Source organism: Streptomyces sp. NPDC050433 (assembly GCF_044458565.1).
Classification (GTDB): Bacteria; Actinomycetota; Actinomycetes; order Streptomycetales; family Streptomycetaceae; genus Streptomyces.
Map to the genome: position 1 here is coordinate 115,518 of NZ_JBITIB010000020.1, position 26,122 is coordinate 141,639.

Here is a 26,122-nt window from a genome sequence, read left to right on the forward strand (position 1 = left end):
CATGATTCGTACGGCGACGGCCGCTGACGTTCCGGTGATCCACGCGATGATCCGTGAACTGGCGGCATACGAGAAGGCCCCTGATGAGGCGCGGGCGACCGAGGAGCAGTTGCGTGAGGCGCTGTTCGGGGAGCGGCCGGCCGCGTACGCGCACATCGCGGAGACGGACGGGGGTGTGGTGGCGGGGTTCGCGCTGTGGTTCCTGAACTTCTCGACGTGGCGCGGGGTGCACGGCATCTACCTGGAGGATCTGTACGTCCGTCCGGAGCTGCGCGGCGGCGGTCACGGGAAGGCGCTGCTGACGGAGCTGGCGCGGATCTGCGTGGAGCGCGGGTACGAGCGGCTGGAGTGGTCGGTGCTGGACTGGAACGAACCGTCGATCGCCTTCTACCGGGCGCTGGGGGCACGGCCGCAGGACGGGTGGACGGTGTTCCGGCTGACGGACGGGGAGTTGGCGAGCCTGGGCGGGGCGGCGGGTGCGACCGGTGCCGCTGGTGCGTGAGGTGGGGATCGTCAGCGGCATTGTCAGTGGGTGCCGTTACGCTCGGTGACGAGTGAGGATGACTCCGATCCATCTGGGGGACCACATGTCCGAGACGATTCAGCAGCCCGATCCCGTGATGGCCGCGATAGGTCGTGGCATGGAGCTGGGGCAGCGCGGCGAACGGGACGCCGCCCGGCGGGTGTTCGCCGGAGTCTGGGACGGGCTGAGCGAGGACGGCGACCCGTTCCACATATGCGCGCTGGCCCACTCCATGGCCGACGTCCAGGACGATCCGCGGGAGGAACTGGTCTGGGACCTGCGGGCGTTGGAGGCGGCGGACCTGGTCTCGGACGAGCGGGCGCGGCGCGCGGGGGTGGCGAGCCCGGTGGCCGCGTTCTACCCGTCGCTGCATCTCAACCTGGGGGATGTGTACCGGCGGCTCGGTGAGTGGGACCTGGCTCGTGAGCATCTGGCGCGCGGGCTCGACGCCGTGGGGACGCTGGGCGACGACGGGTACGGGCAGTTGATCAGGGGCGGACTCGACCGGCTGGCCGGGCGGGTGGCCGAGCGGGTGGACGACAGGCCGGAGGGGCCCGGCCCCTCGTCGGCCTGAGCGGGGTCTGATCGGTTCCGGTCGCGGTCCTGTCGGTGTTCGATCGCGGTCCGATCAGGTCTGATCCGGTTGAGACCTGCCGGGCTGTCGGCCGGTTCCTGTTCGGTTGCCGGCCCGGCCGCGCTGTGGCCCGTACGTCCTCAGGCGCTTGCGCCTGCGTCGTCGTCGGCGTCGGACCGGGGCGACGGCGGCTCCAGGACCACCTTGCCCATCGTGGCGCGCGTCTCCAGCGCGCGGTGCGCGCCGGCCGCGTCGGCGAGCGGGAAGCGATGTACGGCGGGGCGGAGGCGGCCCGCCGCGGCCTCGGACAGGGCTCGGTCCTCCAGCGCGCGTACGTCCCCGCCCGCCTTCTGGATCATCACCGGACCGAGGACACCCTCCGAGGTGATGCCGCGCGCCGCCTGCTCCTCCTCCGTGTAGCTCAGCGGCTCGCCGTCGAGGATGCCTTCGCCGGACCAGCCGAAGACGATGTGCCTGCCGCCCTTGCCGAGGAGGTCGACGGCGGCGCGGGCGGTGTCGCCGCCGACGGAGTCGAAGACGACGGTGGCGGGGCGGCCCGCGAGGTGGGCGCGGACCGTCTCGGGCCAGTCGGGCCGGGTGTAGTCGACGGCGAGATCGGCGCCGTTCTCGGTGACGCGCGCGACCTTGACGGGCCCCCCGGCGAGGCCGATGACGGTGGCGCCCGCGTTCTTCGCGTACTGGACGAGGAGGGTGCCGATGCCGCCCGCGGCGGCGGGGACGATCGCGACGTCCTCGGGGCCGAGGGTGGTGAACTGGAGGATGCCCATGGTGGTGCGGCCGGTGCCGATCATGGCGACGGCCTCGGCGGCGTCGAGGTTGCCGGGGATCTCGTGGAGCCGGGCGGCATCGGCGACGGCGAGTTCCGCGTAACCGCCGGGGACCATGCCGAGGTGGGTGACGACCCGCCTGCCGAGCCAGCTCGGGTCGGTGCCCTCGCCCAGCGCGTCGACCGTGCCCGCCACTTCGCGGCCGGGGATGGTGGGCAGCTCGACCGGCGTGGGGTACGGCCCCGTCATGCCCTGGCGCAGGGCGGTGTCGAGGACGTGGACCCCGGCCGCGGCGACGGCGATCCGGACCTGGCCGGGGCCGGGCACGGGGTCGTCGGTCCGCTCGTGGACCAGGTTCTCGGCAGGCCCGAAGGCATGGAGGCGGATGGCGTGCATGGCTGGCTCCCTCGTGGTGTCCGGGTGCGTCGCGTTCCGGCGGTCGGTACGGGAGCCAGCCTCCGACCTCAAGCGGACTTGAGGTCAAGCGGAGTGGCGGAGCCGTACGGCGTCGATCCTGCGCACCGCGAGCGAGGCGGCCTCGATGGCGCTGTTGAACGACACCTCGGACAGCACGCCCGGCGCCGCGACCTGGTCGCCGACGAGAAAGACGCCGTCGCCCCGGTCGATGCGCGGCCGGTCGCGCCAGGTCGTGCCCGGCCGGTCGACCGCGCCCGTACGACCGGCGGCGAGTGACTGGCGCCGCCACACCGCCCGTTCGCGCCAGTTGGGGAAGCCCAGGTCGAGCAGGGCTTCCGCGCGCGCGATGCCCTTGGTCCCCGACTCACCGGGTCCGACCGGGAATTGACCCTGGAGCAGTTGTTCACCGGCCGGTGCCAGCGAGGGGGCAGCGGCGGTGAACCGCTCCAGCCAGCCTGGCGCGTCGAGATCGCAGATGATGAACGGGTCGCCCCTGCGCGTGGTCAGCCCGAGGTCCAGCAGCGCGGTGCGCCCGCTCTCCCACCGCAGGCCGTCGTCACGCAGCAGCAGCCTGGCCGAGTCGAGGGACGTCGCGACGATCACCGGCCCGTCCTCCGGGAGGGTGTCGACGCGGGCGACGGTCTCGACGCGTACGCCCAGATTCCAGGCCCGCGCGAGCATCCGCTCGATGACCTGGCTCCAGCCGCCGATCGCGATATGGGCCTCGGGCGGGATGGTGGCGGCGCGCCGGAGCCGTTCCTGGACGAAGGCGGCGGAGAGCGAGCCGGGGTCGTGGTGGAAGAGGGCGACCGCGGCGTAACGGGCGGCGGCGACGGCCGCGTCGTGCCCGTGGCGCTCGGTGGCCCAGGTGTGGAAGTCGACGTCCACGGGCGCCCGTTCGGCCCTGCTGCGGCTCGCCTTCAGGAGCCCGAAGGGCGGGGCCTTGCGCAGGGCGCCGTCGCGGTGGAAGCGGAGGCGGGCGCCCTCGATCGCCGGTACGCGCGCCATCGGACCGAGGAGGTCACGCTGCCGGAGCCAGGCCCAGTGCGGGCCGCGATGGTAGAAGACGTGCGGACCTTCGTTGGCGCGGTACGGCCCCTCGGAGGTACGGGCCCGCCCGCCGAAGGTGTGGTGGGCCTCGAAGACGGTCACTCTGGCGCCCGACTCGGCCGCCGAGATGGCCGCGGTGAGTCCGGCGAAGCCGCCGCCGACGACGGTGATGTGGTCCATGGCTGTTGCCCCTTCGCTCGTTCACGGTCTCTCTGTGCATGGGTCTCCTTAGTAGTGGACGGAGTAGAGGGGGCGGATTGTGACAGCGGGGAGCCCGGATCCGGGGCGTTGTCAGTGGCGTACGTCACGATGGGGGCATGGTGCGGAGGACGAAGACAGGCAAGACAGTCGAGACGGGGACGAAGGGCAGGAGTGTGGCGGCCCGGCGGCCGGAGGTGCGGCTGCCGCCGCTGGTGCCGTACGAGGGGGAGCTGGAGCCCGACGGGGACTACGACGGGCAGGAGTTCGCCGGACTGGATCTGGCTGACCAGGAGGGACCGGGGGCCCGGTTCATCGACTGCGCGTTGCGCGAGTGCGGGCTCGACCGGACGGAGCTGGGCCGGGCCCGGTTCATCGACTGCGTTCTTGAGGCCATCCGGGGGGTGGGCACGGATCTCGGGGGTGCCTCGCTGCGCGATGTCGAGGTGGTGGACGCGCGGCTGGGCGGGGTGCAGCTGCATGGCGCGGTGTTCGAGCGGGTGCTGATCCGGGGCGGCAAGATCGACTATCTGAATCTGCGGAAGGCGAAGCTGAAGGACGTGGTGTTCGACGGCTGCGTCCTCGCCGAACCGGACTTCGGGGGAGCGGAGTTGGAGCGTGTCGAGTTCCGTGACTGCGTCCTGAAGGAGGCGGACCTCAGCGGCGTGCGGATGAAGGACGTGGACCTTCGGGCCGTCGCCGAGCTGGGCATCGCACGCGGGGTCGACCGACTGGCGGGGGCGGTGATCAGTACGGCGCAACTGCTCGATCTGGCGCCCGCGTTCGCGGCGCAGATCGGCGTACGGGTGGAGGACGCGCCGGGGGGTTAAGTGTCGGGGGCCGGGGCCGGGCGAGTGGAAGGCCCCGACCGTGGGGGGCGGGTCGGGGCCTTCAATGTGCTCCGGGGGCTCAGCCATGTGGGGGGTGAACCTGGCATCGGTTCCTGGTGGCGACCCGGCAGAGCTGCGCCTGCCCGGTTCCCACTGATGTACTCCCGCCAATCCGAAAACATCCAACTGGGGAGCGAGGATTCGCTCATCTCACCCCACGTAGGACGATGCCGTCCTATGTCATGTTTCTTGCGGTGGACCGGACAGAGCGGTCGTGGTCAGACGCGGGGGAAGCGGGCCTGGAGGTCCCAGATCACCGGGTTGTCCATCAGACCCTCGTGCATGTCCCCGAGATCGGCCAGCAGGTCATGCAGGAAGTCGCGCGACTCGCGGCGCAGCAGCCGGTGTCCGAAGGTGAGAGGGGCCTCGTCGGCAGGCATCCAGTCGGCGGTCACGTCCACCCAGCCGAACCGCCGCTCGAAGAGCAGCCGGTCCGTCGACTCGGTGAAGTCCAGCTCCGCGTACTGCCTGTTGGCCGACCGGTTGCCGCGCGGGTCGCGGTCGACCTGCTCCACGATGTCGCAGAGCGCCCAGGCGAAGTCCAGCACCGGAACCCATCCCCAGCCTGTGGACACCTCGCGGTCGGCCTTGGTGTCGGCGAGGTACACGTCGCCGCAGAAGAGATCGTGCCGCAGGGTCCGGACGTCGGCGAGGCGGTAGTCGGTCTGCGGGGGATCGGGGAAGCGACGGGAGAGGGAGTAGCCGATGTCAAGCACGCGCCCGATGGTGTCACGACGCCGCGCGGACGCGTCTCACGCGAGAGGCCCCCGGCAGCAGCCGGAGGCCTCTCGCGCTCAGACGGCGAGTCAGCGAGTCAGCGGACTCGGAGAACTCAGAGAACTCGGAGAGCTCAGAAGACTCAGAGGTTGACGCCGAAGTCCGTGGCGATGCCCACGAGACCCGACGCGTAACCCTGGCCGACCGCGCGGAACTTCCACTCCGCGCCGTTGCGGTACAGCTCGCCGAAGACCATCGCGGTCTCGGTGGCGGCGTCCTCGCTCAGGTCGTAGCGGGCGATCTCGCCGCCACCGGCCTGGTTCACGATGCGGATGTACGCGTTGCGGACCTGGCCGAAGTTCTGGCTGCGGGTCTCCGCGTCGTAGATGGAGACGGGGAAGACGATCTTGTCGACGTCAGCCGGCAGACCCGCCAGGTTGACGTTGATCGCCTCGTCGTCGCCCGCGCCCTCACCGGTGCGGTTGTCGCCGGTGTGGACGATGGTCTGGTCCGGCGTCGACTTGTTGTTGAAGAAGACGAAGTGGCCGTCGGAGACGACCTTTCCGGTGGCGTTGACCGCGATCGCCGAGGCGTCGAGGTCGAAGTCCGTACCGGTGGTGGAGCGGACGTCCCAGCCGAGGCCGACCGTGACGGCTGTCAGGCCCGGTGCCTCCTTGGTGAGCGAGACGTTGCCGCCCTTGGACAGGCTTACAGCCATGGGGATGGTCCCTTTCGTTGCTACGAGCTTCGTGTGCGGGCTTCGATCGGCTTCCGAAGCTACCGTCACCCGGCATAACGCAGACAGAGGAGTCAGAGGTTCCTTAACGCCTTTGATTTGTCTGTGCGGACACGGGACCATGGACACATGTCCGGGTCCCCGCACGTCATTCGCGGCTCCGTCTCCCTTCCGGAGGCCGAGCTGATGTGGCGTTTCTCGCGCTCGTCGGGACCCGGCGGACAGCACGTCAACACCAGCGACTCGCAGGTGGAGCTGCGCTTCGACCTCGGCAGGACGGAGGCGCTGCCTCCGGTGTGGAAGGAGCGGGCGCTGGAGCGCCTGGGAAACCGGCTGGTGGGCGGCGTCGTGACCGTACGGGCGTCGGAGCACCGCTCCCAGTGGCGCAACCGCGAGACGGCCCTGGTCCGGATGGCATCGCTGCTCGCCGAGGCGACGGCTCCGCCGCCGCGTCCGCGCCGGGCGACGAAGATCCCGCGCGGTATCAACGAGCGCAGGCTGCGCCAGAAGAAGCAGCGCGCGGAGACCAAGCGCGGGCGCACCGGCCGGGATTGGTCGTAGTCGGCCGGCCGGGACCGCCCGCCGGAACCGCTTCAGACCTGCTCAGCTCGCCCCAGCCCTGCTCAGACTTGCCCGGCCTGCCCGGCCTGCCCGGACTTGCTCAGCCCTGCCCCAACTGCCGGTATTTCCCCCGGAAGTACGTCAGCGGCCCCGCGTCCCCCGTCCCGCCCGGCACGGCCGCCGTCAGCACCCGTCCCACGACCAGCGTGTGGTCACCGGTCACGATCCGCTGTTCCGTACGGCACTCCAGCACCGTCAGCGCGCCGTCGATCAGCGGTGCCCCGCTCACCTCGCCGCGCCGGTAGGACATGTCCTCGAACAGCAGCCGGTCGCTGATCCGGCCCTTCATCGAGAAGCGCCCGGCGATCTGCACCTGGTGCTCGGAGAGCATCGACGCCGCCCACATCGGCTGCTCGTCCAGCAGGTCGTCCATACGGGAGCCGGTGCGCAGGCTCACCACCACCAGAGGTGGGTCCAGGGACACGGACATGAAGGCGGTGGCCGTCATCCCCGCGTCGGCGCCCTTGGGGCCGTCGTCCGGGTCGTACGCGGTGACCAGCACCACTCCCGCGGCCAGCCGGGAGAGCGCCGCACGGAACTCGTCGTTACTCACCCCCTCAGGATGGGGGACGGCATCGGTACGCGAGGGGGTTGTCTTCTGCAGCACGGCGCCCACGCTAGCTGCGGCGGCAGCAGGCCCGCATCGGGCCACGGGACCAGTCGAGACCTAGGTCCAGCGGGACATCCAGGGGCCCCGCACAGCGTCGTGCGCCGGAGTGCGCGCTGACAGTGCGCTCCTCCGCGCGCCTCCTTCCGCACGACTCCGACCTTGCTATTTGCGTTCATGAAAGCTCTGGAGCGCTCCCACGCCCCCATCCAACTCGCCCTCCCCTTATGTGACTTGGCTCACAGGGCCGAAGAATTGTTGACCCTGTGTACCGAGTGCACAGCTCGCTGTGATTCAGTGGCCGGGATACCGCATCAAGCGAGCCGATGAGAATTCTGGAGTTGCTGTCGAGGTCTCGGGGAGAGCGAACGATGGAGACCGAGTCGGAGCCGTACGTCCGCCTTGCGACCCTGCGGCAGCTGCACGACGTTGTCGGCGAGCTCAACACCGCGCGCAGCCTGGCAGACACCCTGCAGACAGTTGCCGACGGCATAGTCAAAGGTCTCGGCTACGAGCTGGCCTGCGTGAACCTCGTACAGCCCGACGGTGACCTGGTCGTCGCCGCCTTCGCGGGCAACGCCGCCGCCGAGGCGCTGATCACCGGCCGCGTCGGCGCGCGCGCCTCCTGGGAGCGCCGGCTCAGCATGGGCGAGAGCTGGGGCGACCTGCGGTACATCCCCCACACCGAGGGCTGGATCCTGCTGGAGGACGACGTCCCCCAGTGGTACACCGAGGGACCCGATCCGCGCTTCGAGGACGAGTGGCACCCCCAGGACCGCCTCTACGCCCCCATGTACGCCCCTGGGGGCGGACGGGAGCTCCTCGGGGTCATATCCGTCGACCGGCCGCGCGGGGGGCGCCGTCCGGGGCCCTGGGGGCGTGAAGCGCTCCAGATGTACGCGTCCCAGGCCGCCATTGCGATAAGTAACGCCCGCCTCAGAGCAAACATGCAGCGCGCACTGGTCCGGCTGGAGCGTGAGCAGCAGGCGCTGCGGGCCAGTGAGGAGTCGTTCAGGCAGGCCTTCGAGTACGCGCCCAGCGGGATGGCCATCGCCGAGATGGGCGGGGACCAGCACGGCAGGCTGCTGCGGACGAACGACGCGCTGTGCCGGCTGCTCGGCCGCTCCGCCTCCGCGATCCGCCGCTACTCCTTCTCCGACCTCGTCCACCCCGAGGACATCGGCACCCTGCTGCGCACCTCGGCCGAGGGCGGTCGCGCCGAACTGCGGCTGGCCCGGCGGGACAACAGCTATGTGTGGGTGTCGCTGCGCAACTCCGTCGTCGCCGACACCACCGACGGCCCCCGCTTCCTCCTCACCCACGTCGAGGACATCGAGGAGCGCAAGCGCAACGAACTCCAGCTCGCGCACCGCGCCTCGCACGACTCCCTGACCGGCCTGCCCAACAGCGCCGAGCTGCGCGCCCGTCTCAGCGCCCGCCTCTGCGAGCGCCCCGGCGCCGTAGCGATGCGGGAGTCGGCGGCGCAGGCCGTGGACAAGGCGTTCGGCGGATACGAGGGCGCGTACGGCACCAACGGCGTCAACGGCGTGGCGGGCAACGGCGGTTACGACGAGGGCGGTTACGGCGGCGTCGTCCCGTACGGCCAGGGGCCCGGCACCGGCTACAACGGGACGAGCGGCGCCGCGTACGCGCCCGTACCCCACCCCGGCGCGGGCTACGAGCCGGGTTACGGGCCCGGCTACGAGGCGTACGAGCCCTACGAGGGCTATGAGCCGTACGAGCCCTACGAGCCGGCGTACGACTCCTACGGAGACCCCGTCCCCGAGCGCGCCTTCCAAGGAGACGGCTACGATCCGTCCTCCGCCATCGCGCCGCTCGACCACCACGTGCACATCGTCGCGCCGGGCGCCGACCCCGACGACGGGAGCAAGGGCCTCGCGGTCCTCTTCTGCGACCTCGACGGTTTCAAGTCGATCAATGACCGTTTCGGCCACAACACCGGTGACGCCGTCCTCATCGAGGTCGCCCGCCGACTGAACACCGGTGTACGGGACGGCGACACCGTCGCGCGCCTCGGTGGCGACGAATTCGTCGTCCTGGCCGACGGCCTGGGCGCGACGGACGCCGCTGACCTGGCCGTTCGACTGCGGAACGCGATCATCCCGCCCATCAGGGTGGACGGCAGGGCGGTCCGCGTGGGCGCCAGCTTCGGTATCGGCTGGGCGAGTTGCGGCATGACGGTCGAGGAAGTGCTCAAATCCGCGGACCAGCGGATGTACATCGAGAAGCGCTCGCGGAAAACGGTCCACCGCCGGGCGGGATAACGTCGGCGGGGTGCCGGGGCGGGGCCCGCCGCGCCGTGTCCAATCTCTCTGTACGGCGATTCCCCGATGTCCAACGATGTCCAGCGATGTTCACCGGGGGACCGGGCAACCGCCCACTCCGGTCAAGGTCCGTCCGTATGCTTGCCCAATCGAGGTAGGCTCGGCCGGTCGGCGACGCTGGCGAGATGGTAAGGAGTGACCCAGGGATGACGGCCGGGAACAACGGCGGCGCGGGTAAGCCCGAGGACGACGATCCGTTCGGCTATCTGTACGAGGACGGACAGACGGCCGCCAACGGTGCGCAGGCCCGGCGCGGCGGCTACGGCTACCCCGGTCCCGCTTCTCAGCCCGGTGTGCCCAGAACGTCGTACAACCAGGTCAGGACGGTCGGCGAGCGCCAGTACGGTCAGGTCCCGCAGCAACAGCAGCCCTACGGGCAGCACGGGCAGCAGCCTCAGTACGGAGGCCAGCAGCAGTACGGCCAGGCCGCTTATGGCCAGTCCCCCGACGCGCACTACGCGGCCCCCGAGACCGGCGGTGCCCCCACCCGTTCGGTCCCCGCGCAGCGCGACGGCGGTGGCGGGCGCAACGGCGGCGGACCCAACACGAAGGGCCTGCTGATCGGCGCGGTCGCCGTCGTGGCGGTCGTCGTGATCGGAATCGCTGCCGCGCTGCTCTCCAACGGTGACGGCACCGACAACGCGGACGGCGGCCCGACGGACGGCCCGACCACGGGCGAGTCGGCGGCTCCGAGCGAGGACGGCGGCAAGAAGCCGAAGGACAAGGACAAGCAGGTCGAGCTGCCGAAGCAGGACGCGGCGACGCTGAAGCTCGGGGCGCCGGCGGTGCTGGCGAAGGACATCAAGGGCGCGAAGGGCGCGGACGGCGCGTATGTGACCGGCTTCAACGCCGTCGGTGCCTCGGTCACCTGGACCGCCGACATCGACACGGCCGGGGAGTACGCGCTCAACGTGCGCTACTCCATCCCGGCCAAGGACGCCAACGCGACGCTGACCGTCAACGGCAAGGCCAACAGCTCGCCGCTCGGCCTGAAGAACTTCATCAAGTCGGACGACCCCGACTGGGAGAAGAACTGGCAGACCACCTGGGCGCCGGTCAACCTCCAGAAGGGGACCAACGAGATCAAGATCTCCTGCGAGCAGGGCAATCAGTGCGATGCCATCCTCGACTGGCTTGAGGTCTCACCGCCCAGGTAGCGGGGCCGGGACCGACTGCCCTTCCAGCGCTCCCCGGCCGGTCTCCCAGCCGCTGATCACCTTCAGGAACGCCGCCACCGTCCCGGTCATCGCCTCGCGAGCCGGGACGAGGTATTTCCGGGGGTCGACCGTCTTCGGGTCGGCGTCGAGGTGGGTGCGGACGGCGCCGGTGAAGGCCGTGTTCAGCGCCGTACCGACATTGATCTTGACCATGCCCGCCGCGACCGCCTGCCGGATCTCGGCGTCGGGGACGCCCGACGAGCCGTGCAGCACCAGCGGTACGGGGACGGCCCGGCGAAGCGCGCCGATCAGTTCGTGGTCCAGGGCCGCGGTGCGGTCGGTCATCGCGTGCGAGGAGCCGACGGCGACGGCCAGCGCGTCGACGCCGGTGGCGCGTACGTACGCGCTCGCCTCGGCCGGGTCCGTACGGACGCCGGGGGCGTGGGCGCCCAGGGGCGGTTCGCCGTCCTTGCCGCCGACCTTGCCGAGTTCGGCCTCGATCCAGATGCCGCGCGCGTGGCCCCAGGCGACGGCCTCGGCGGTGGCGGCGACGTTCGCCTCGTAGGTCAGCTTGGACGCGTCGAACATCACCGAGCTGAAGCCCTCGCCGTCGGCGGCGCGCAGCAGGTCGGGGGATTCGACGTGGTCGAGATGGAGCGAGAGCGGGGCGCTTGAGGCGCGCGCGACGGCGGCCGTGGCGGCGGCGACGGGCGACAGCCGGCCGCCGTGGAACTTCACGGCGTTCTCGGAGATCTGGAGGATCGCCGGGTGGCCGGCCTGTTCGGCGCCGGCGGCGATGGCCTCGGCGTGCTCCAGCGTGATGACGTTGAACGCGGCGATGCCGTGTCTTTCGGCCGCCGCGGCCGAGACGAGTTCACCGGTGCTGACGAGTGGCATGTGACTGTGCCCCCTGTTCCGACTGCTTCAACTGCTCGACTGTTCCGTCACGGCGACCTGGGGCAGCAGGTCCGCGTACGCCTCGCGGTCGAACTCGCCCGCCGCCGGAGCCAGGACCGTCGCCGTTGACAGCGCGACCGCCCTCGCGAGCCTGTCCGGCCACGGCAGCCGCTCCACGATCCCCGACAGCAGCCCGGCCACCGCCGAGTCGCCCGCGCCGGTCGGATTGCCCCGTACGGCTCTCGGCGGGGCCGCCTGCCACGAACCGTCCGGTGTCGCGGCGAGCATCCCGGCGGCGCCGAGCGAGGCGATCACGGCCCGGCCGCCGCGCCGGCGCGCGTCACGGGTCGCGCGCAGCGGCTCGCGCGAGCCGGTGAGCTGGGCCAGCTCGTCGGCGTTGGGCTTCACGAAGTCGGGACGGGCGGCGATGCCCCGGCGCAGCGGTTCGCCGCTGGTGTCGAGCAGCACGGGCAGCCCGGCGGCCCGCGCGACGCGCACCAGATCGGCGTACGCCCCTACGTGGATGCCGCGCGGCAGGCTGCCGCACAGCGCGACGGCGTCCGCGCGGGCGGCGAGCCCTTCGTAGGAGGCGAGGAACGCGGCCCACTCGGCCGGCGTGACGGTCGGGCCGGGCTCGTTCAGCTGCGTGGTGTCGCCGGTCGCCTCGTCCACGACGGCGATGGTGCGGCGCGTGGTGCCCGCGATGCCCACGAGCGCGTCGGACGGGCTCTCGGCGGCGAGCAGTTCGCGCAGCGCGTCCCCGGTCCGCCCACCGGCGAACCCGGTCACGACGGTCTCGTGCCCGAGAGCCGACAACACACGGGCGACGTTGATGCCCTTGCCACCGGGCCGCTCGGATACCTCGGCGACGCGGTTGGTGGTGTGCGGGGTGAGGCCGGCGGTGCGGTAGGTGATGTCGAGGGCGGTGTTGAGCGTGACGGTGAGAATCATGCGCCGTGCCCTCCCTCGGGGATGCGTCCGAAACCGGACTACCGCCCTGATCATGCCAAACGTGCCACGCTCGGGCCTGCCGGGGCGGAATCCTCGGCCCGCCGACGGGCCCGCAGGGTCCGCGCCGGGTGTGGTGCCCGTCCTCCTCGGAGTCACCCCGCAACCCGTCCCCGTCTCAGCCCAGTTGGGGCCTGACCACCCATTCGCCCCGGCGTAGCACACCGACCACCGCGAAGTCCGCGTCCAGGATCACCAGGTTCGCGTCCTTGCCCGGTTCCAGGGAGCCCACTCGGTCGTAGACGCCCAGCAGCTTTGCCGGGTTGGCGGAGATCGAGCGGACGATGTCGGGGATCGGGAGGTGGTCGATCGTTGCCGCGCGTCTGAACGCCGTGTCCAGGGTCAGCGTCGAGCCCGCGATCGAGCCGCCCACCGCGAGCCGCGCGACGCCGTCCTTGACCTCGACCTCCAGCGGGCCGAGTTGGTAGACCCCGTCGCCGAAACCGGCCGCGTCCATCGCGTCCGTGATGAAGGCGACCCGGTCCGCGCCCGCGCGGTGGAATGCCAGCTCCAGCGCCGCCGGGTGCAGATGCGTGCCGTCGTTGATCAGCTCGACGGTGATCCGCTCGTCCTCCAGCAGCGCCGCGATCGGTCCCGGCGTGCGGTGCCCGAGCGGCGGCATCGCGTTGAACAGGTGCGTCGCGACGGTCGCCCCCGCGTCGATGGCCGCGACGGTCTGCTCGTACGTCGCGTCCGTGTGCCCGATCGCGGCGATCACGCCGTGCTCGGCCAGCAGCCGTACGGAGTCGATGCCGCCCGGCAGTTCAGTCGCGAGCGTCACCATCCTCGCCGTGCCACGCGCCGCGTCGAGGAGCTTGCGCACCTCCGCCGGTTCCGGGTCGCGCAGCAGCTCCTCGCTGTGCGCGCCCTTGCGGCACGGTGAGATGAACGGGCCCTCGAAGTGGATGCCCGCCAGGTCGCCCTGTTCGACCAGCTCGGAGAGGAATCCGGCGCGCTGGGCCAGGAAGTCCATCTCGCCGGTGACGGTGGAGGCGACGAGCGTCGTGGTGCCGTGCTCCTGGTGCGTACGGACCCCCTTGAGGACGTCCTCCGCGCTGCCCGAGGTGAAGGAGGCACCGCCGCCGCCGTGGTTGTGCATGTCCACGAAGCCGGGCACCACCCAGTGGCCGGTCAGGTCCATCGCCCCGGCCTCGGCGTCCGGTGCGACCGTGACCGCGTCCGCGTCCGCGTCTCCTCCTACGGAGGAGATACGGCCGCCCTCGACGACCACCCGTCCGTTCTCCACGACCCCGGTCGGCAGCACCACCCGGCCGCCGGTCAGAACAGTGCTGCCGGCGAGAACGGTGCTTTCGGCGCGTGCGGCCATCAGGCGGATACCTCCGTGGAGAGAAGATCCCAGGCGAGCAGCCCCGCGCCCAGGCATCCGGCGGTGTCCCCGAGGGCCGCCGGGACGATCTCGGGCAGCTTCTGGAACGTGACCCGCTCCTCGACCGCGGCCCTCAGGGGTGTGAACAACGTTTCCCCGGACTCGGCGAGACCGCCACCGATGATCAGCCTTCGGGGGTCGAGCAGCGTGAGCGCGGTGACCAGCCCGGCGGCGAGCGCGTCGACCGCGTTCGCCCAGACCGCCTCGGCCCTCGGGTCGCCCGACGCGACCGCCTTCGCGCAGTCGGCCGCGTCGGCCTCGGGATCGCCGCTGGCCGCCGCCCACGCCCGCGTCACGGCCGCCGCCGACGCGATCGTCTCCATGCAGCCGGTCTGCCCGCACGCGCACACGGGCCCGTCGGGTCGGACCACGACATGCCCGATCTCACCCGCGTAGCCGTGCGCGCCCGCCTCGATCGCGCCGTCGATGCCGATGGCGCCCGCGATGCCGGTGCCGAGCGGTACGAAGAAGAACCGGTCCGAGCCCTTGCCCGCGCCGATCCGCCCCTCGGCGAGCCCGCCGGTGCGTACGTCGTGCCCGAGCGCGACCGGTACGTCGCCCAGCCGCTCGCGGAGCAGATCCCGCAGGGGTACGTCACGCAGGCCGAGGTTCGCCGCGTACAGGACCATCCCGCGCCGGACGTCGATGATGCCCGGCACCGCGACCCCGGCGGCGACCGCGCTCTCGCCGAAGTGCTCGATGCCGTAGGCGCGCAGGTCCGCCGCGAAGTCGAGGACCGTCTCGACGATCGCGTCGGGGCCGCGCTCCCTGCCGGTGGCCCGGCGCGCTTCGTACAGCAGCGCGCCGTCCGTCCCGACCAGGGCGGCCTTCATACCGGTGCCGCCCACATCCAGGGCGATGACATGTCTCACACGTGCATTCTCGCGCGAAAACCCAAGAAAGGTCTAGTCCACTGTGTGCGATTGTTGCCCGGCCATACAAAGCCTTCGTCAAACCCACGGCAAACGGGAAGTTGCCGAAGAGATACGGAGCTGGTGTAGACCTCCGACAACCCATGGGGAAAAATCGCTGCTCGTCAACGCAGCACGTCGCGGGGGAGCGACCAGGACAGCAGACGCCGTGGAGACGGCCGTATGAATACAAGGGTGGGAACAGAGCTGTGCAGCAGCGCTTCCTCGGGCATACCGCGGCGATGGCCGCACTGGGCATGACGTTGGCGCTGAGCGGTTGTGGCAGCTCCGGCGGTTCAGGTGACGTCACCCTGAAAGTCGTCGCGGCGGACTACGGCAACAGTGCCGCCAACAGCTCGGAGAAGTACTGGAACGGCCTGGCCAAGGAGTTCGAGGCCAACAACCCGGGCATCAAGGTCGACGTCGACGTCCGTTCCTGGAAGACCGTGGACGCCGACGTGGCGACGATGGTCAGGGAGGGCGAGGCCCCCGACATCGCGCAGATCGGCGCCTACGCCGACTACGTGAAGAAGCAAGAGCTGTACAGCGCCGACGAGTTGCTCTCCGTCCCCACACAGGCGAACTTCCTCTCCCGCTTCGCCGACGCCGGAAAGGTCGACCAGACCCAGTACGGGATGCCGTTCGTCGCCAGCACGCGGCTGCTCTTCTACAACAAGGGCCTCTTCGCGGCGGCCGGTCTCTCCGCGCCGGAGAACTGGGCCGACATCAAGTCGGACGCCCAGGCGCTCAAGGACCAGGACGTACCCACCCCGTTCGCCCTCCCGCTCGGCGCCGAGGAGGCGCAGGCCGAGACCATGATGTGGATGCTCAGCGGTGGCGGCGGCTACACGGACCCGGTCGACGGCTCGTACGCGGTCGAGTCGGACGCGAACACCACGACCTTCGAATGGCTCCAGAAGGAGCTGGTCGGCAAGGGCCTCACCGGCCCCGTACCGCCCGGCGAACTGGACCGCGCCGACGCCTTCAAGGCGTTCACGAGCGGCAAGGTCGGCATGCTCAACGGGCACCCGACGATGATGCAGGAGGCCGAGAAGGCCGGCATCGAGCTGGGCATGGTGCCGCTGCCCGGCATCAACGGCAAGTCCAAGGCGACGATGGGTGTCGCCGACTGGATCATGGCCTTCAAGCAGCCCGGCCACCGCGAACAGGCGGGCAAATTCCTCGACTTCACCTTCGAGGACGAGAACGTGATGGACTTCGTCGGGCAGTACGACCTGCTGCCGGTCACCTACTCCGCCTCCGAGACGATGGTGGCGGACGAGGAGCACAAGGAGCTGCGCCAGTTTCTGGAGGCGCTGCCGACCGCCGAGTTGTACCCGTTCGGCAAGACGTCGTGGGCGGGCGTCAGCGACGACATCAAGAAGAACATCGGCAAGACGGTGCAGCCCGGCGCGGTGCCGTCGGAGATTCTGGCGAGGATCGGGAGAGACGCGACCACGGCGGAGAACGCCGAGTAGCGTGTCAATTCATATGACCACGCAAGAAAACACGGCGGACGACGGGCGCGGTTCCCCCGGACGGTCGGAACTGACCGACCGGGACCGCGCCGTCCTCGCCGTGGAGCAGCGCACCTGGCCGGGCCCCGGCGCCAAGGAGCGCGTCATCCGCGAGCAGCTGGGCATCTCACCGACCCGCTACTACCAACTGCTGGGCGTGCTCATCGACGATCCGCTGGCCCTTGTCCACGACCCGGTGACCGTCAACCGCCTCCGCCGGATCAGGGACGCGCGCCGCGCCCGCCGCTGAGCCGCTGAGCGGCTGCGCGGAGGCTTTCGCCGCCGCCGGACGCGTCACGCGGATAGGGTCGGAGCATGGGCAGCCACGCGAACCCCCTGCCGACCCCCGTCACCGCCGCCGGCGCCGAAGGCCTGGCCGCGCTTCTCGCCCGGCCCGGCAAGGCCGTCGTCGCGCTCGACTTCGACGGCACGCTCGCCGACATAGTCCCCGACCCCGAACGCGCCCGCGCACACCCCGGCGCGGTCCCCGCCCTCGTCGCCCTCGCCCCGCACGTCGCGTCCGTCGCGGTGGTCACCGGCCGCCCGGCCGCTGTCGCGGTGCGGTACGGCGGCTTCGCCGGCGTACCCGGCCTGGAACACCTCGTCGTGCTCGGCCACTACGGCGCGGAGCGCTGGGACGCGGTCAGCGGCACCGTACGCACCCCGCCGCCGCACCCCGGAGTCGCCGCCGCCCGCACCGAACTCCCCGGACTCCTCGAACGGTTCGAGTCCTGGCACGGTGCGTGGATCGAGGACAAGGGCCAGGCGGTCGCCGTCCACACCCGCCGCGCCACCGACCCCCAGGGCGCGTTCGACGATCTGCGCGAACCGCTCGCCGACCTGGCGCGGCGGCACGGGCTGCTGCTCGAACCGGGCCGCCTCGTCCTGGAGTTGCGCCCACCGGGCATGGACAAGGGCGTGGCCCTGGAGGAGTACGTCCGCGAGATCGGCGCCGAGACGGTCGTGTACGGCGGCGACGACCTGGGCGACCTGGCGGCCTACGCCGCCGTCAACTCCCTGCGCGCGAAGGGCCATCCGGGACTGCTGCTGTGCAGCGGTGCGGGAGAGGTCCCCGAACTCGCCGAGAAGGCCGACCTGGTGCTGCCGGGTCCGGGAGCGCTGACCGGTTTCCTCGCGTCGGTGGCCGCCCGCCTCTGAGGACCGACCGCGCGGCCCGGCCCGAAACGCGGAAGACACCGCGTGTCCGGCTCGCGCATCATGGTCCTTCGGTGTGAACGGGGGCGAGGGTTCGATGGACGACGACCGGATACGGGCGACGCTGGAGCTGCTGGACGAGGCGCGGGACCTGTCGATCGAGGATCCCCGGCGCGAGCAGCTGGAGCGGGCCGCGAGCGGGCTCTTCCGGGACGGGCGGCGCAAGCGCCGTTCCGCCACGCGCGGAGCACGCGCCGCCGCGGACGCCAAGATCCAGGCCGGCACCGTCATGGGCGCCACGGACCGCACGATGGACGCCCCGCCGCCCGGCGGGGATCCGGAGCAGGCCGACCTGTTCGTCGGTGAGCTGGGCCGTCCGCAACGCTGCTACATCTGCAAGGACCACTACCTGCGGATCCACCACTTCTACCACCGGCTCTGCCCCGGCTGCGCCCGCGACAACCTCGCCCGGCGCGCCGCCCGCACCGACCTGACCGGGCGCCGCGCGCTGCTGACCGGCGGGCGCGTCAAGATCGGGTACCAGCTGGCGCTGATGCTGCTGCGCGACGGCGCCGACCTGACCGTGACCACCCGCTTCCCGCAGGACGCGGTGCGGCGCTTCGCGGCGGCCCCCGACGCCGCCGACTGGTGGGACCGGCTGCGCGTCGCCGCGCTGGACCTGCGCGACCCCCGGCAGGTGCTGGCCTTCACCGACCATCTGCTGGCCGAGGCACGGCCGTTGGACATCCTGATCAACAACGCGGCCCAGACTCTGCGCCGTTCGCCGCGCGCCTACTCCGCCCTGGCGGCAGGTGAGGCCGCGCCCGAACGGCACGCGGCCCTGCCCGCCGTCTGGACCGCGCCCGACTTCGCCGTCCCCGGCACCGGGAACACCGAGGTCGAGGCCGGGCCCTGGGCCGCCGGGCTCGTACGGCGCGCGACAGCCACCGCCGTGCTGCCTGCCACCGCCGTGCTGCCGGCCGTGGACGAGGCGGGTCTGCTCACCGAGACCGCCGCCGAGAACTCCTGGACCGCCCGGCTCGGCGATGTCGACCCGGCCGAGTTGCTGGAGGTCCAACTCGTCAACGCCGTGGCCCCGTTCCTGCTCGCCGACCGTCTGCTGCCCCTGCTCGCGGCGTCACCGCACCCACGGCGGTATGTGCTCAACGTGTCGGCCGTGGAGGGCCGGTTCACCGTCCACAAGAAGACGAGCCGCCACCCGCACACCAACATGGCCAAGGCCGCACTCAACATGCTCACCCGCACCAGCGCCGCCGACCTGGCGACGCGCGGCATCCACGTGTGCAGCGTCGACACCGGCTGGGTCACGGACGAGAAACCCCTGCCCGCCAGGGAGCGGCACGCCGCCACCGGCTGGCGCCCGCCGCTGGACATCGTGGACGGCGCGGCGCGCGTCTACCACCCGATCGTCCAGGGCCAGGCGGGCAGCCCGGTCCACGGCGTACTGCTCAAGGACTACCGCCCCGTCGCCTGGTGAGCCGCCGCCGCTCACAGGGCGCGCAGCGCCTCCAGCTGGTCCAGGAACCACCGCTGCGGCGGCAGCGCCGTCGCAGCGGCGGCCAGGCGCTTCGTACGGGCCGTGCGGTCGTCGTCGTCCATCGTCAGGGCCTCGTGCAGCGCCGCCGCCGTGGCCGTCACGTCGTACGGGTTCACCACCAGCGCGTCCTCGCCCAGCTCCTCGTACGCGCCCGCCTCGCGCGACAGCACCAGCGCGCAGCCGCCCTCCGAGAGGATCGGGATCTCCTTCGCGACCAGGTTCATGCCGTCACGGATCGGGTTCACCAGCGCCACGTCCGCGAGGCGGTACGAGGCGAGCGAGCGCGCGAAGTCGTCCTTCACGTGCAGCACGACGGGCGTCCAACCGGGCGTGCCGTACGTGGAGTTGATCTCGTCGGCCACCTCCTGGACCCGCGCCGTGTAGTCGCGGTAGACCGCGAGGTCCTGCCGGGACGGATAGGCGAACGCCACATGGGTGACCCGCTCGCGCCACTCCGGCCGGTCGGTCAGCAGCTGCCGGTAGGCGAGCATCCCGCGCACGATGTTCTTCGACAGCTCCGTGCGGTCCACCCGCACGATCGCCATGCGGGGTGCCCCGTCGTGCTCGCCGATCTGCTCGCGCAGTTCGGCCAGCCGCTCGTCCACGTCGGGCCGGTGCGCGCGCTCCCGCAGGAAGTCCGCGTCGGCCCCCAGGCCGTGCACCCCGACGGCCGTGTTGCCCGCCCCGCCCAGCAGTTCCGTACAGCACGCGAGGAACGCGCCGGCCCAGCGGTGGGTCAGGAACGCGGCGCGGTCGGCGCCGAGGATGCCGCGCAGCAGCTGGCGCGCGATGTCGTCGGGCAGCAGCCGGAAGTAGTCGACCGGCGCCCACGGCGTGTGCGAGAAGTGCCCGATCCGCAGATCGGGGCGGAGCGCCCGGAGCATGCCGGGCACCAGCGCCAGGTGGTAGTCCTGGATCAGCACGGCCGCGCCGTCGGCCGCCTCGTCGGCCAGGGCCTCCGCGAAAGCGCGGTTGTACGTCTCGTACGACGCCCACTGGGCCCGGAACTCCGTGCCGAAGGCCGGCTCCAGCGGTGTCTGGTAGAGCAGGTGGTGGACGAACCAGAGCGTGGAGTTGGCGACGCCGTTGTACGCGTCCGCGTACACCTCCGGCGGGATGCCGAGCATCCTCACCCGCTGCCCGCCCGTGTCGGCGGTGTCGAGCCGCCCGCCCGTGCGCCGTACGGCCTCGCGGTCGCCGTCGCCGAGGGCGGCGCACACCCACACGGCGTTCGTGTCGGACCCGATGGCCGAGAGGCCGGAGACGAGTCCGCCGCCCCCGCGCCCGGCGGTCAGCGTGCCGTCGTCGCCGAGCTTGTACGAGACGGGGCCGCGGTTGGACGCGACAAGGACCTGGGCGGCTTGTGCGGCTTGCTCAGGGACCAACTCGGAGACGTTCTCGGAGACCATGAGGCGAAACCTAGCCCTTCGCGGAAACGCTCAAACGTACGGTTCAGGACGGCGTGGATCAGCGTGGCTCAGCCACGCCCCCGGCCACGCGCCGCAGCCACCGCCACCACCCCCGCACCGACGAGGGCGAGCGCCATACCGCCGAGGAGCCACAGCTGCTCCGGGTTCAGGGGGCTCACGGCCAGCACAGTCATCGCAGCGGTCGCAGTCATTGACATACCGGGCAATATAGGCAAATCGATACGTAAATCATACGAATGAAGCGGTCATGCCGCGCGCCGCGCCTCGTACTCCGCCATCTCCCGCATCGGAGGCCGCTCCTCCGTGTCCACCGCGTGCGTACGCGGCTCGAAGCCCCCCTCGCCCCGCTCGAACTGCGTCAGCGCCGGCCGCACCAGATGCCCCCGCGACAGCCGCAGCTGCGCCGTCCGGTAGATCGCCGCCGCCATCCGCCCCAGCGCCTGCCCGTCCTGGTGCCGGTGCCTGCGCACCCCGACGTCGACCTGGCCCAGCGCGTCCAGCCCCACCGTGTGCAGCGCGTCCACCAGCAGCCCCAGCTCCACCCCGTACCCCACCGGGAACGGCAGCCGCTCCAGCAGCGAGCGCCGTACCGCGTACTCACCACCCAGCGGCTGCACGAACCCCGCCAGCAGCGGCCAGTGCAGATTCAGCAGCGGACGTGCCACCAGCTCCGTCACCCGGCCGCCCTGCCCCGGCTCGTCGCCGAGCGGGCGGTCGTACATCGCCTTCACGAACTGCACCTGCGGCTCGGTCAGCAGCGGCCCCACGATCCCCGACACGAAATCCGCCGAGAAGTCCTTCAGATCCGCGTCCACGAAACAGACGATGTCGCCGCTCGTCACCAGCAGCGAGCGCCACAGCACCTCGCCCTTGCCCGGCACGGCCGGCAGCCTCGGCAGGATGTCGTCCCGGTGCACCACCCGCGCCCCGGCCGCCGCCGCGACCTCCCCTGTGCGGTCGGTGGAGCCCGAGTCGATCACCACCAGCTCGTCGACGAGCGGCGCCGGGCCCGCCATCAGTTCACGCCGGATCACCGACACGATCCGGCCGACCGTCGCCTCCTCGTTCAGGGCCGGGAGCACCACGCTGACCTGCGCGCACTTCTTGGCCGCGACCAGCGCGTCGACCGGCCGGTCGGCCGCCGACCAGGACCGCCGGGCCAGCCAGCGCTCCACCTCTTGCAGCACGTGATCTCCATCTCGCGGATCGGACGAGCCCTTCAACCGTCCGGTGGTTCGGTTACAGTCTTGAACAACGCGGATGACCGTCGCATGTCGGGGGTCCTCACGCTGACAATCGAATACCGCTCATCCAGAGGGGCAGAGGGAACGGCCCGTTGAAGCCCCGGCAACCCTCCCGCCGACCGCGAGGTCACGGTGGGGAAGGTGCCAATTCCGTCTTGCGGCGAGACGCGTCGCGAGGAAGATGAGGAAAGGGCCTCGCCTTCATGGCTGTGCAGACTGCTCAGAACACCACCGCCGATGCCGCCGTCGGCACCGTCGACCTCGGACCCGCCGCCGCCCTCTCGTGCCGCGAATGCGGGGAACGCTTCGAACTCGGCCCGATCTTCGCCTGTCAGAGCTGTTTCGGCCCGCTCGAAGTGGCCTACGACCTGCCGACGGGCGACCCCGAGGACCTGAAGAAGCGCATCGCCGCCGGCCCCGACAACATCTGGCGCTACGCCCCGCTGCTGCCCGTCCCCGCCGACGTGGCGTCGAAGCCGAACATCAACCCCGGCTTCACCAAGCTCGTCAAGGCCGACAACCTCGCCCGTGAACTGGGCGTCACCGGCGGCCTGTACGTGAAGGACGACTCCGGCAACCCGACGCACTCCTTCAAGGACCGCGTCGTCGCCATCGCCGTCGAGGCGGCCCGCGCCTTCGGCTTCACCACCCTCTCCTGCTCCTCCACCGGCAACCTCGCGGGCGCCGTCGGCGCCGCCGCCGCCCGCGCCGGCTTCCGCTCCTGCGTCTTCATCCCGCACGACCTGGAGCAGGGCAAGGTCGTCATGGCCGCGATCTACGGCGGCGAACTCGTCGGTATCGAGGGCAACTACGACGACGTGAACCGTTTCTGCTCCGAGCTGATCGGCGACCCGCTGGGTGAGGGCTGGGGCTTCGTCAACGTCAACCTCCGCCCGTACTACGGCGAGGGCTCCAAGACCCTCGCGTACGAGATCTGCGAACAGCTGGGCTGGGAGCTGCCCGACCAACTGGTCATCCCGGTCGCGTCGGGCTCGCAGCTGACGAAGATCGACAAGGGGCTGAAGGAGCTGATCGCGCTCGGCCTGGTCGAGGACAAGCCGTACAAGATCTTCGGCGCGCAGGCCGAGGGCTGTTCGCCGGTGTCGGTCGCCTTCAAGGCCGGCCACGACGTCGTACGGCCGCAGAAGCCGAACACGATCGCCAAGTCGCTGGCGATCGGCAACCCGGCCGACGGCCCGTACGTCCTGGACATCGCCCGCCGCACGGGCGGCGCCGTGGAGGACGTGAACGACGAGCAGGTCGTGGACGCGATCAAGCTGCTCGCGCGGACCGAGGGCATCTTCGCCGAGACGGCGGGCGGGGTGACCGTGGGGGTGACGCGCAAGCTGATCGAGGCGGGTCTGCTCGACCCCTCGCTCACCACGGTCGTGCTGAACACCGGTGACGGGCTCAAGACGCTGGACGCCGTCGCGCCGACGACCGGGCCGACCGCGACGATTCCGCCGAGCCTCGACGCGTTCCGCGCGGCGGGTCTGGCGCGTTGAGCAGCTCACCGACCCGCAACTTCCCGGAAGGCAGAAACCGATGAGCGTGAACGTCCGTATCCCCACCATCCTCCGTACGTACACCGACGGCAAGGCCGAGGTTCCGGCCGAGGGTGCGACCGTCTCCCAGGTCATCGAGTCCCTGGAGGCGAACCATCCGGGCATCGCCGCCCGCGTCCTGGACGACCAGGGCAAGCTGCGGCGGTTCGTCAACGTGTACGTGAACGACGACGACGTCCGCTTCGAGCAGGGACTGGAGACCGCCACGCCGGACGGCGCCGGCATCTCGATCATCCCGGCTGTCGCCGGCGGCTGAACGCGGCTCAGCACCACGCACAGTGAACGGCGTTGCCTCCTCCGCAAGAGAAGCGGAGGGGGTAATTCCATGAGGTTGAACGCGATACAGTCGGGGTAGCCCCGCCACCGCCCGCGCTCCGAATGTGCCTCGCGCATATGCGATCGCGACAAGATGCGGTCGAAGTGTCGACGTTGTTTGCGCGGTTCCTTGCGCTTTGCCCGGCCCGACTTGCCCTGGTCGCCCGGCAATTCACCCCTTTGCGTGTTCCGGCCTGCCCAGAATTCTCGTCCGATTGACCTGTTGCAGAGGGCAGTTGGGCAGATACATTCAGCCGCGGTCGACGCGTTCCGGCGCGAAGTGCGGTCCCGCGCAGGGGCCAGTAATAGGGGAGTTGGGCATGGCTCAGGGCACCGTCAAGTGGTTCAACGCGGAGAAGGGCTACGGCTTCATCGCGGTCGACGGTGGTGCGGATGTTTTCGTCCACTACAGCGCGATCCAGATGGACGGCTACCGCACCCTTGAAGAAGGTCAGCGAGTTGAGTTCGAGATCTCGCAGGGCCAGAAGGGTCCGCAGGCGGACATGGTCAAGCTCGCCGTCTGATCCCGGCGCGATCGGCCAGCGACGCACTCACACACGAGGGGTCCGTATCCCGGCAGGGGATACGGACCCCTCGTGCGTGCGCGTGGGTCCGCGCGTGGTCGTGGTTGCCCGGGAGCCGCTTGCACTCTCGGGGGTCGAGTGCTAATCATTGGCGTTAGCACTCTGCAGGTGAGAGTGACAACTTATGGACCGGGTCAGCGAGGTCCGGGAGTCTGTGGGGCAAGGAACCGCAAGGCTCTCAGGCCGTCCGTCGCGGGCGCGGGCACGGTCCGGAGAAATCCACCCCCTGTCCGGGAGGACCACTTCACATGGCCAAGATCATCGCGTTCGACGAGGAGGCACGGCGCGGTCTCGAGCGCGGGATGAACCAGCTCGCCGACGCCGTCAAGGTCACCCTTGGCCCCAAGGGCCGGAACGTCGTCCTCGAGAAGAAGTGGGGCGCCCCCACGATCACCAACGATGGTGTGTCCATCGCCAAGGAGATCGAGCTCGAGGACCCGTACGAGAAGATCGGCGCCGAGCTGGTCAAGGAAGTCGCCAAGAAGACGGACGACGTCGCCGGTGACGGTACGACCACCGCGACCGTCCTGGCCCAGGCCCTGGTCCGCGAGGGCCTGCGCAACGTGGCCGCCGGCGCCAACCCGATGGCCCTCAAGCGCGGTATCGAGAAGGCCATCGAGGCCGTCTCCGGTGCGCTTCTTGAGCAGGCCAAGGACGTGGAGACCAAGGAGCAGATCGCTTCGACGGCCTCCATCTCCGCCGCCGACACCCAGATCGGCGAGCTCATCGCCGAGGCGATGGACAAGGTCGGCAAGGAAGGCGTCATCACCGTCGAGGAGTCGCAGACCTTCGGTCTTGAGCTTGAGCTCACCGAGGGCATGCGCTTCGACAAGGGCTACATCTCGGCGTACTTCGCCACCGACATGGAGCGTATGGAGGCGTCGCTCGACGACCCGTACATCCTGATCGTCAACTCCAAGATCGGCAGCGTCAAGGACGTCCTGCCGCTCCTGGAGAAGGTCATCCAGTCGGGCAAGCCGCTGCTGATCATCGCCGAGGACGTCGAGGGCGAGGCGCTGTCCACCCTCGTCGTCAACAAGATCAAGGGCACCTTCAAGTCCGTCGCCGTCAAGGCTCCGGGCTTCGGTGACCGCCGCAAGGCGATGCTGAACGACATCGCCATCCTCACGGGCGGCACGGTCATCTCCGAGGAGGTCGGCCTCAAGCTGGAGAACGCCGGTCTCGACCTGCTGGGCCGCGCCCGCAAGGTCGTCATCACCAAGGACGAGACCACCATCGTCGACGGTGCCGGTGACAGCGAGCAGGTCGCCGGTCGCGTGAGCCAGATCCGCGCCGAGATCGAGAACTCGGACTCGGACTACGACCGCGAGAAGCTCCAGGAGCGCCTGGCGAAGCTGGCCGGCGGCGTGGCCGTCATCAAGGCCGGTGCCGCGACCGAGGTCGAGCTGAAGGAGCGCAAGCACCGCATCGAGGACGCGGTGCGCAACGCCAAGGCCGCCGTCGAGGAGGGCATCGTCGCCGGTGGTGGCGTGGCTCTGCTCCAGGCTTCCTCGGTGTTCGAGAAGCTGGAGCTGGACGGCGACGAGGCGACGGGCGCGGCTGCCGTCAAGCTCGCGCTGGAGGCCCCGCTCAAGCAGATCGCGGTCAACGCGGGGCTTGAGGGTGGCGTCATCGTCGAGAAGGTCCGCAACCTCAAGATCGGTCACGGCCTGAACGCCGCGACCGGCGAGTACGTGGACATGATCGCCGAGGGCATCATCGACCCCGCGAAGGTCACGCGCTCCGCCCTGCAGAACGCGGCGTCCATCGCGGCGCTGTTCCTCACCACCGAGGCCGTCATCGCGGACAAGCCGGAGAAGGCCGCGGCGGGCGGCGCGCCGGGCGGCATGCCGGGCGGTGACATGGACTTCTGATCAGCCTCTGGTTGATCGACGGTCCAGCACGGATTGACGAACCGAGGGCGGCAC

26 protein-coding genes and 1 riboswitch are annotated in these 26,122 nt (G+C 70.8%); of the genes, 14 read left to right on the top strand and 12 right to left on the bottom strand.

The genetic code is table 11. The features are described from left to right. Position 1: 1 nt before the first annotated feature. Both ACIBLA_RS24310 and ACIBLA_RS24315 read left to right on the top strand, forming a co-directional pair. Positions 2–502: a GNAT family N-acetyltransferase gene (locus ACIBLA_RS24310; RefSeq protein ID WP_363241138.1), complete on the top strand. Its 501-nt coding sequence runs from the start codon at positions 2–4 to the stop codon at positions 500–502. 85 nt (positions 503–587) lie between these two features. After that, on the top strand, positions 588–1,097 hold the full coding sequence (locus tag ACIBLA_RS24315) for a hypothetical protein (protein WP_399199848.1): 510 nt from the start codon (positions 588–590) through the stop codon (positions 1,095–1,097). A gap of 140 nt (positions 1,098–1,237) precedes the next feature. Here ACIBLA_RS24315 and ACIBLA_RS24320 read toward each other — a convergent pair whose 3' ends face one another. Together ACIBLA_RS24320 and ACIBLA_RS24325 are read right to left on the bottom strand one after the other, a co-directional pair. Then, positions 1,238–2,281, bottom strand: a complete 1,044-nt coding sequence (locus tag ACIBLA_RS24320) for a zinc-binding dehydrogenase (RefSeq protein ID WP_363241140.1) — start codon at positions 2,279–2,281, stop codon at positions 1,238–1,240. An 84-nt stretch (positions 2,282–2,365) separates the two neighbouring features. Then, positions 2,366–3,532 carry an NAD(P)-binding protein gene (locus tag ACIBLA_RS24325; RefSeq protein WP_399199849.1) on the bottom strand — a complete coding sequence of 389 codons (1,167 nt, stop codon included), beginning with the start codon at positions 3,530–3,532 and terminating at the stop codon, positions 2,366–2,368. A gap of 137 nt (positions 3,533–3,669) precedes the next feature. Between ACIBLA_RS24325 and ACIBLA_RS24330 the strand changes: the two genes are divergently transcribed. Then, complete coding sequence (locus ACIBLA_RS24330; protein ID WP_399199850.1) at positions 3,670–4,380, top strand: pentapeptide repeat-containing protein; 711 nt, start codon at positions 3,670–3,672, stop codon at positions 4,378–4,380. Between the two features lie 278 nt (positions 4,381–4,658). On the opposite strand, the gene ACIBLA_RS24335 is transcribed toward ACIBLA_RS24330, so the two are convergent. Then, complete coding sequence (locus ACIBLA_RS24335; RefSeq protein WP_363241143.1) at positions 4,659–5,156, bottom strand: hypothetical protein; 498 nt, start codon at positions 5,154–5,156, stop codon at positions 4,659–4,661. 143 nt (positions 5,157–5,299) lie between these two features. Next, positions 5,300–5,875: a TerD family protein gene (locus ACIBLA_RS24340; RefSeq protein ID WP_363241144.1), complete on the bottom strand. Its 576-nt coding sequence runs from the start codon at positions 5,873–5,875 to the stop codon at positions 5,300–5,302. Between the two features lie 147 nt (positions 5,876–6,022). Here ACIBLA_RS24340 and arfB point away from each other — a divergent pair, with 147 nt between their 5' ends. Next, entirely contained in the window at positions 6,023–6,454 is a 432-nt protein-coding gene (gene arfB / locus ACIBLA_RS24345) for an alternative ribosome rescue aminoacyl-tRNA hydrolase ArfB (protein WP_363241145.1), read from the top strand. Between the two features lie 100 nt (positions 6,455–6,554). Here arfB and ACIBLA_RS24350 read toward each other — a convergent pair whose 3' ends face one another. Next, the gene (locus tag ACIBLA_RS24350) at positions 6,555–7,121 is read right to left on the bottom strand and encodes a flavin reductase family protein (RefSeq protein WP_363241146.1); all 567 of its coding nucleotides are present in this window, start codon (positions 7,119–7,121) and stop codon (positions 6,555–6,557) included. A gap of 371 nt (positions 7,122–7,492) precedes the next feature. Between ACIBLA_RS24350 and cdgB the strand changes: the two genes are divergently transcribed. Together cdgB and ACIBLA_RS24360 are read left to right on the top strand one after the other, a co-directional pair. Then, positions 7,493–9,406, top strand: coding sequence for a diguanylate cyclase CdgB (gene cdgB / locus ACIBLA_RS24355; protein WP_399199851.1), 1,914 nt, complete (start codon positions 7,493–7,495; stop codon positions 9,404–9,406). Between the two features lie 206 nt (positions 9,407–9,612). Next, a complete protein-coding gene (locus ACIBLA_RS24360) occupies positions 9,613–10,623 on the top strand; it encodes a CBM35 domain-containing protein (RefSeq protein ID WP_363241149.1) in 1,011 nt (336 codons plus the stop codon). Here the strand turns inward: ACIBLA_RS24360 and ACIBLA_RS24365 are convergent. The 4 genes from ACIBLA_RS24365 to ACIBLA_RS24380 form a co-directional block, all read right to left on the bottom strand. Continuing rightward, complete coding sequence (locus ACIBLA_RS24365) at positions 10,609–11,520, bottom strand: ketose-bisphosphate aldolase (protein ID WP_399199853.1); 912 nt, start codon at positions 11,518–11,520, stop codon at positions 10,609–10,611. The two genes, ACIBLA_RS24360 and ACIBLA_RS24365, sit on opposite strands and share 15 nt — an antisense overlap. A 27-nt stretch (positions 11,521–11,547) precedes the next feature. Further along, entirely contained in the window at positions 11,548–12,471 is a 924-nt protein-coding gene (locus ACIBLA_RS24370; protein ID WP_399199855.1) for a 1-phosphofructokinase family hexose kinase, read from the bottom strand. Positions 12,472–12,646: 175 nt separating this feature from the next. Beyond that, the gene (gene nagA, locus ACIBLA_RS24375; RefSeq protein WP_363241152.1) at positions 12,647–13,855 is read right to left on the bottom strand and encodes an N-acetylglucosamine-6-phosphate deacetylase; all 1,209 of its coding nucleotides are present in this window, start codon (positions 13,853–13,855) and stop codon (positions 12,647–12,649) included. After that, positions 13,855–14,787: an ROK family protein gene (locus ACIBLA_RS24380; protein WP_363241153.1), complete on the bottom strand. Its 933-nt coding sequence runs from the start codon at positions 14,785–14,787 to the stop codon at positions 13,855–13,857. Before ACIBLA_RS24380 ends, nagA begins: the two co-directional genes overlap by 1 nt. A gap of 281 nt (positions 14,788–15,068) precedes the next feature. Between ACIBLA_RS24380 and ACIBLA_RS24385 the strand changes: the two genes are divergently transcribed. From ACIBLA_RS24385 to ACIBLA_RS24400, 4 genes are all read left to right on the top strand, one after another. Beyond that, positions 15,069–16,304: an extracellular solute-binding protein gene (locus ACIBLA_RS24385; protein WP_399199877.1), complete on the top strand. Its 1,236-nt coding sequence runs from the start codon at positions 15,069–15,071 to the stop codon at positions 16,302–16,304. Positions 16,305–16,317: 13 nt separating this feature from the next. Beyond that, on the top strand, positions 16,318–16,593 hold the full coding sequence (locus tag ACIBLA_RS24390; protein ID WP_363241154.1) for a DUF3263 domain-containing protein: 276 nt from the start codon (positions 16,318–16,320) through the stop codon (positions 16,591–16,593). A 65-nt stretch (positions 16,594–16,658) separates the two neighbouring features. Further along, positions 16,659–17,501, top strand: coding sequence for a trehalose-phosphatase (otsB, locus tag ACIBLA_RS24395; RefSeq protein ID WP_363241155.1), 843 nt, complete (start codon positions 16,659–16,661; stop codon positions 17,499–17,501). A gap of 94 nt (positions 17,502–17,595) precedes the next feature. Then, positions 17,596–18,996 (top strand): SDR family NAD(P)-dependent oxidoreductase, encoded by a 1,401-nt coding sequence (locus tag ACIBLA_RS24400; RefSeq protein WP_399199878.1) that lies wholly within the window; start codon positions 17,596–17,598, stop codon positions 18,994–18,996. A gap of 11 nt (positions 18,997–19,007) precedes the next feature. Here ACIBLA_RS24400 and ACIBLA_RS24405 read toward each other — a convergent pair whose 3' ends face one another. The 3 genes from ACIBLA_RS24405 to ACIBLA_RS24415 all read right to left on the bottom strand — a co-directional run bounded on the left by ACIBLA_RS24405 (position 19,008) and on the right by ACIBLA_RS24415 (position 21,673). Further along, a complete protein-coding gene (locus ACIBLA_RS24405) occupies positions 19,008–20,465 on the bottom strand; it encodes a trehalose-6-phosphate synthase (RefSeq protein ID WP_399199856.1) in 1,458 nt (485 codons plus the stop codon). Between the two features lie 68 nt (positions 20,466–20,533). Then, positions 20,534–20,677, bottom strand: a complete 144-nt coding sequence (locus ACIBLA_RS24410; RefSeq protein ID WP_363241157.1) for a hypothetical protein — start codon at positions 20,675–20,677, stop codon at positions 20,534–20,536. A gap of 54 nt (positions 20,678–20,731) precedes the next feature. Beyond that, positions 20,732–21,673 carry a glucosyl-3-phosphoglycerate synthase gene (locus tag ACIBLA_RS24415; RefSeq protein ID WP_399199857.1) on the bottom strand — a complete coding sequence of 314 codons (942 nt, stop codon included), beginning with the start codon at positions 21,671–21,673 and terminating at the stop codon, positions 20,732–20,734. A 117-nt stretch (positions 21,674–21,790) separates the two neighbouring features. Continuing rightward, positions 21,791–21,918, top strand: a riboswitch (SAM riboswitch). A 15-nt stretch (positions 21,919–21,933) separates the two neighbouring features. Here ACIBLA_RS24415 and thrC point away from each other — a divergent pair. The 4 genes from thrC (at position 21,934) to groL (ending at position 26,068) form a co-directional block, all read left to right on the top strand. Next, entirely contained in the window at positions 21,934–23,235 is a 1,302-nt protein-coding gene (thrC, locus tag ACIBLA_RS24420; protein WP_399199858.1) for a threonine synthase, read from the top strand. A 40-nt stretch (positions 23,236–23,275) separates the two neighbouring features. After that, a complete protein-coding gene (locus ACIBLA_RS24425) occupies positions 23,276–23,551 on the top strand; it encodes a ubiquitin-like small modifier protein 1 (protein ID WP_363241160.1) in 276 nt (91 codons plus the stop codon). Positions 23,552–23,930: 379 nt separating this feature from the next. Further along, positions 23,931–24,134: a cold-shock protein gene (locus tag ACIBLA_RS24430; protein ID WP_005315736.1), complete on the top strand. Its 204-nt coding sequence runs from the start codon at positions 23,931–23,933 to the stop codon at positions 24,132–24,134. A gap of 308 nt (positions 24,135–24,442) precedes the next feature. Then, positions 24,443–26,068 carry a chaperonin GroEL gene (gene groL, locus ACIBLA_RS24435; protein WP_363241161.1) on the top strand — a complete coding sequence of 542 codons (1,626 nt, stop codon included), beginning with the start codon at positions 24,443–24,445 and terminating at the stop codon, positions 26,066–26,068. Positions 26,069–26,122: the final 54 nt, after the last annotated feature.

Bases quoted from the DNA above. Each gene is read 5' to 3' on its own strand.
- ACIBLA_RS24340 (WP_363241144.1), bottom strand. From the start codon at position 5,875: ATGGCTGTAAGCCTGTCCAAGGGCGGCAACGTCTCGCTCACCAAGGAG.
- arfB (WP_363241145.1), top strand. From the start codon at position 6,023: ATGTCCGGGTCCCCGCACGTCATTCGCGGCTCCGTCTCCCTTCCGGAG.
- ACIBLA_RS24315 (WP_399199848.1), top strand. From the start codon at position 588: ATGTCCGAGACGATTCAGCAGCCCGATCCCGTGATGGCCGCGATAGGT.
- ACIBLA_RS24410 (WP_363241157.1), bottom strand. From the start codon at position 20,677: ATGACTGCGACCGCTGCGATGACTGTGCTGGCCGTGAGCCCCCTGAAC.
- ACIBLA_RS24400 (WP_399199878.1), top strand. From the start codon at position 17,596: ATGGACGACGACCGGATACGGGCGACGCTGGAGCTGCTGGACGAGGCG.
- cdgB (WP_399199851.1), top strand. From the start codon at position 7,493: ATGGAGACCGAGTCGGAGCCGTACGTCCGCCTTGCGACCCTGCGGCAG.
- ACIBLA_RS24405 (WP_399199856.1), bottom strand. From the start codon at position 20,465: ATGGTCTCCGAGAACGTCTCCGAGTTGGTCCCTGAGCAAGCCGCACAA.
- ACIBLA_RS24360 (WP_363241149.1), top strand. From the start codon at position 9,613: ATGACGGCCGGGAACAACGGCGGCGCGGGTAAGCCCGAGGACGACGAT.
- ACIBLA_RS24370 (WP_399199855.1), bottom strand. From the start codon at position 12,471: ATGATTCTCACCGTCACGCTCAACACCGCCCTCGACATCACCTACCGC.
- ACIBLA_RS24320 (WP_363241140.1), bottom strand. From the start codon at position 2,281: ATGCACGCCATCCGCCTCCATGCCTTCGGGCCTGCCGAGAACCTGGTC.
- ACIBLA_RS24430 (WP_005315736.1), top strand. From the start codon at position 23,931: ATGGCTCAGGGCACCGTCAAGTGGTTCAACGCGGAGAAGGGCTACGGC.
- nagA (WP_363241152.1), bottom strand. From the start codon at position 13,855: ATGGCCGCACGCGCCGAAAGCACCGTTCTCGCCGGCAGCACTGTTCTG.
- ACIBLA_RS24310 (WP_363241138.1), top strand. From the start codon at position 2: ATGATTCGTACGGCGACGGCCGCTGACGTTCCGGTGATCCACGCGATG.
- ACIBLA_RS24385 (WP_399199877.1), top strand. From the start codon at position 15,069: ATGGCCGCACTGGGCATGACGTTGGCGCTGAGCGGTTGTGGCAGCTCC.
- ACIBLA_RS24390 (WP_363241154.1), top strand. From the start codon at position 16,318: ATGACCACGCAAGAAAACACGGCGGACGACGGGCGCGGTTCCCCCGGA.
- groL (WP_363241161.1), top strand. From the start codon at position 24,443: ATGGCCAAGATCATCGCGTTCGACGAGGAGGCACGGCGCGGTCTCGAG.
- ACIBLA_RS24325 (WP_399199849.1), bottom strand. From the start codon at position 3,532: ATGGACCACATCACCGTCGTCGGCGGCGGCTTCGCCGGACTCACCGCG.
- otsB (WP_363241155.1), top strand. From the start codon at position 16,659: ATGGGCAGCCACGCGAACCCCCTGCCGACCCCCGTCACCGCCGCCGGC.
- thrC (WP_399199858.1), top strand. From the start codon at position 21,934: ATGGCTGTGCAGACTGCTCAGAACACCACCGCCGATGCCGCCGTCGGC.
- ACIBLA_RS24330 (WP_399199850.1), top strand. From the start codon at position 3,670: ATGGTGCGGAGGACGAAGACAGGCAAGACAGTCGAGACGGGGACGAAG.
- ACIBLA_RS24425 (WP_363241160.1), top strand. From the start codon at position 23,276: ATGAGCGTGAACGTCCGTATCCCCACCATCCTCCGTACGTACACCGAC.
- ACIBLA_RS24365 (WP_399199853.1), bottom strand. From the start codon at position 11,520: ATGCCACTCGTCAGCACCGGTGAACTCGTCTCGGCCGCGGCGGCCGAA.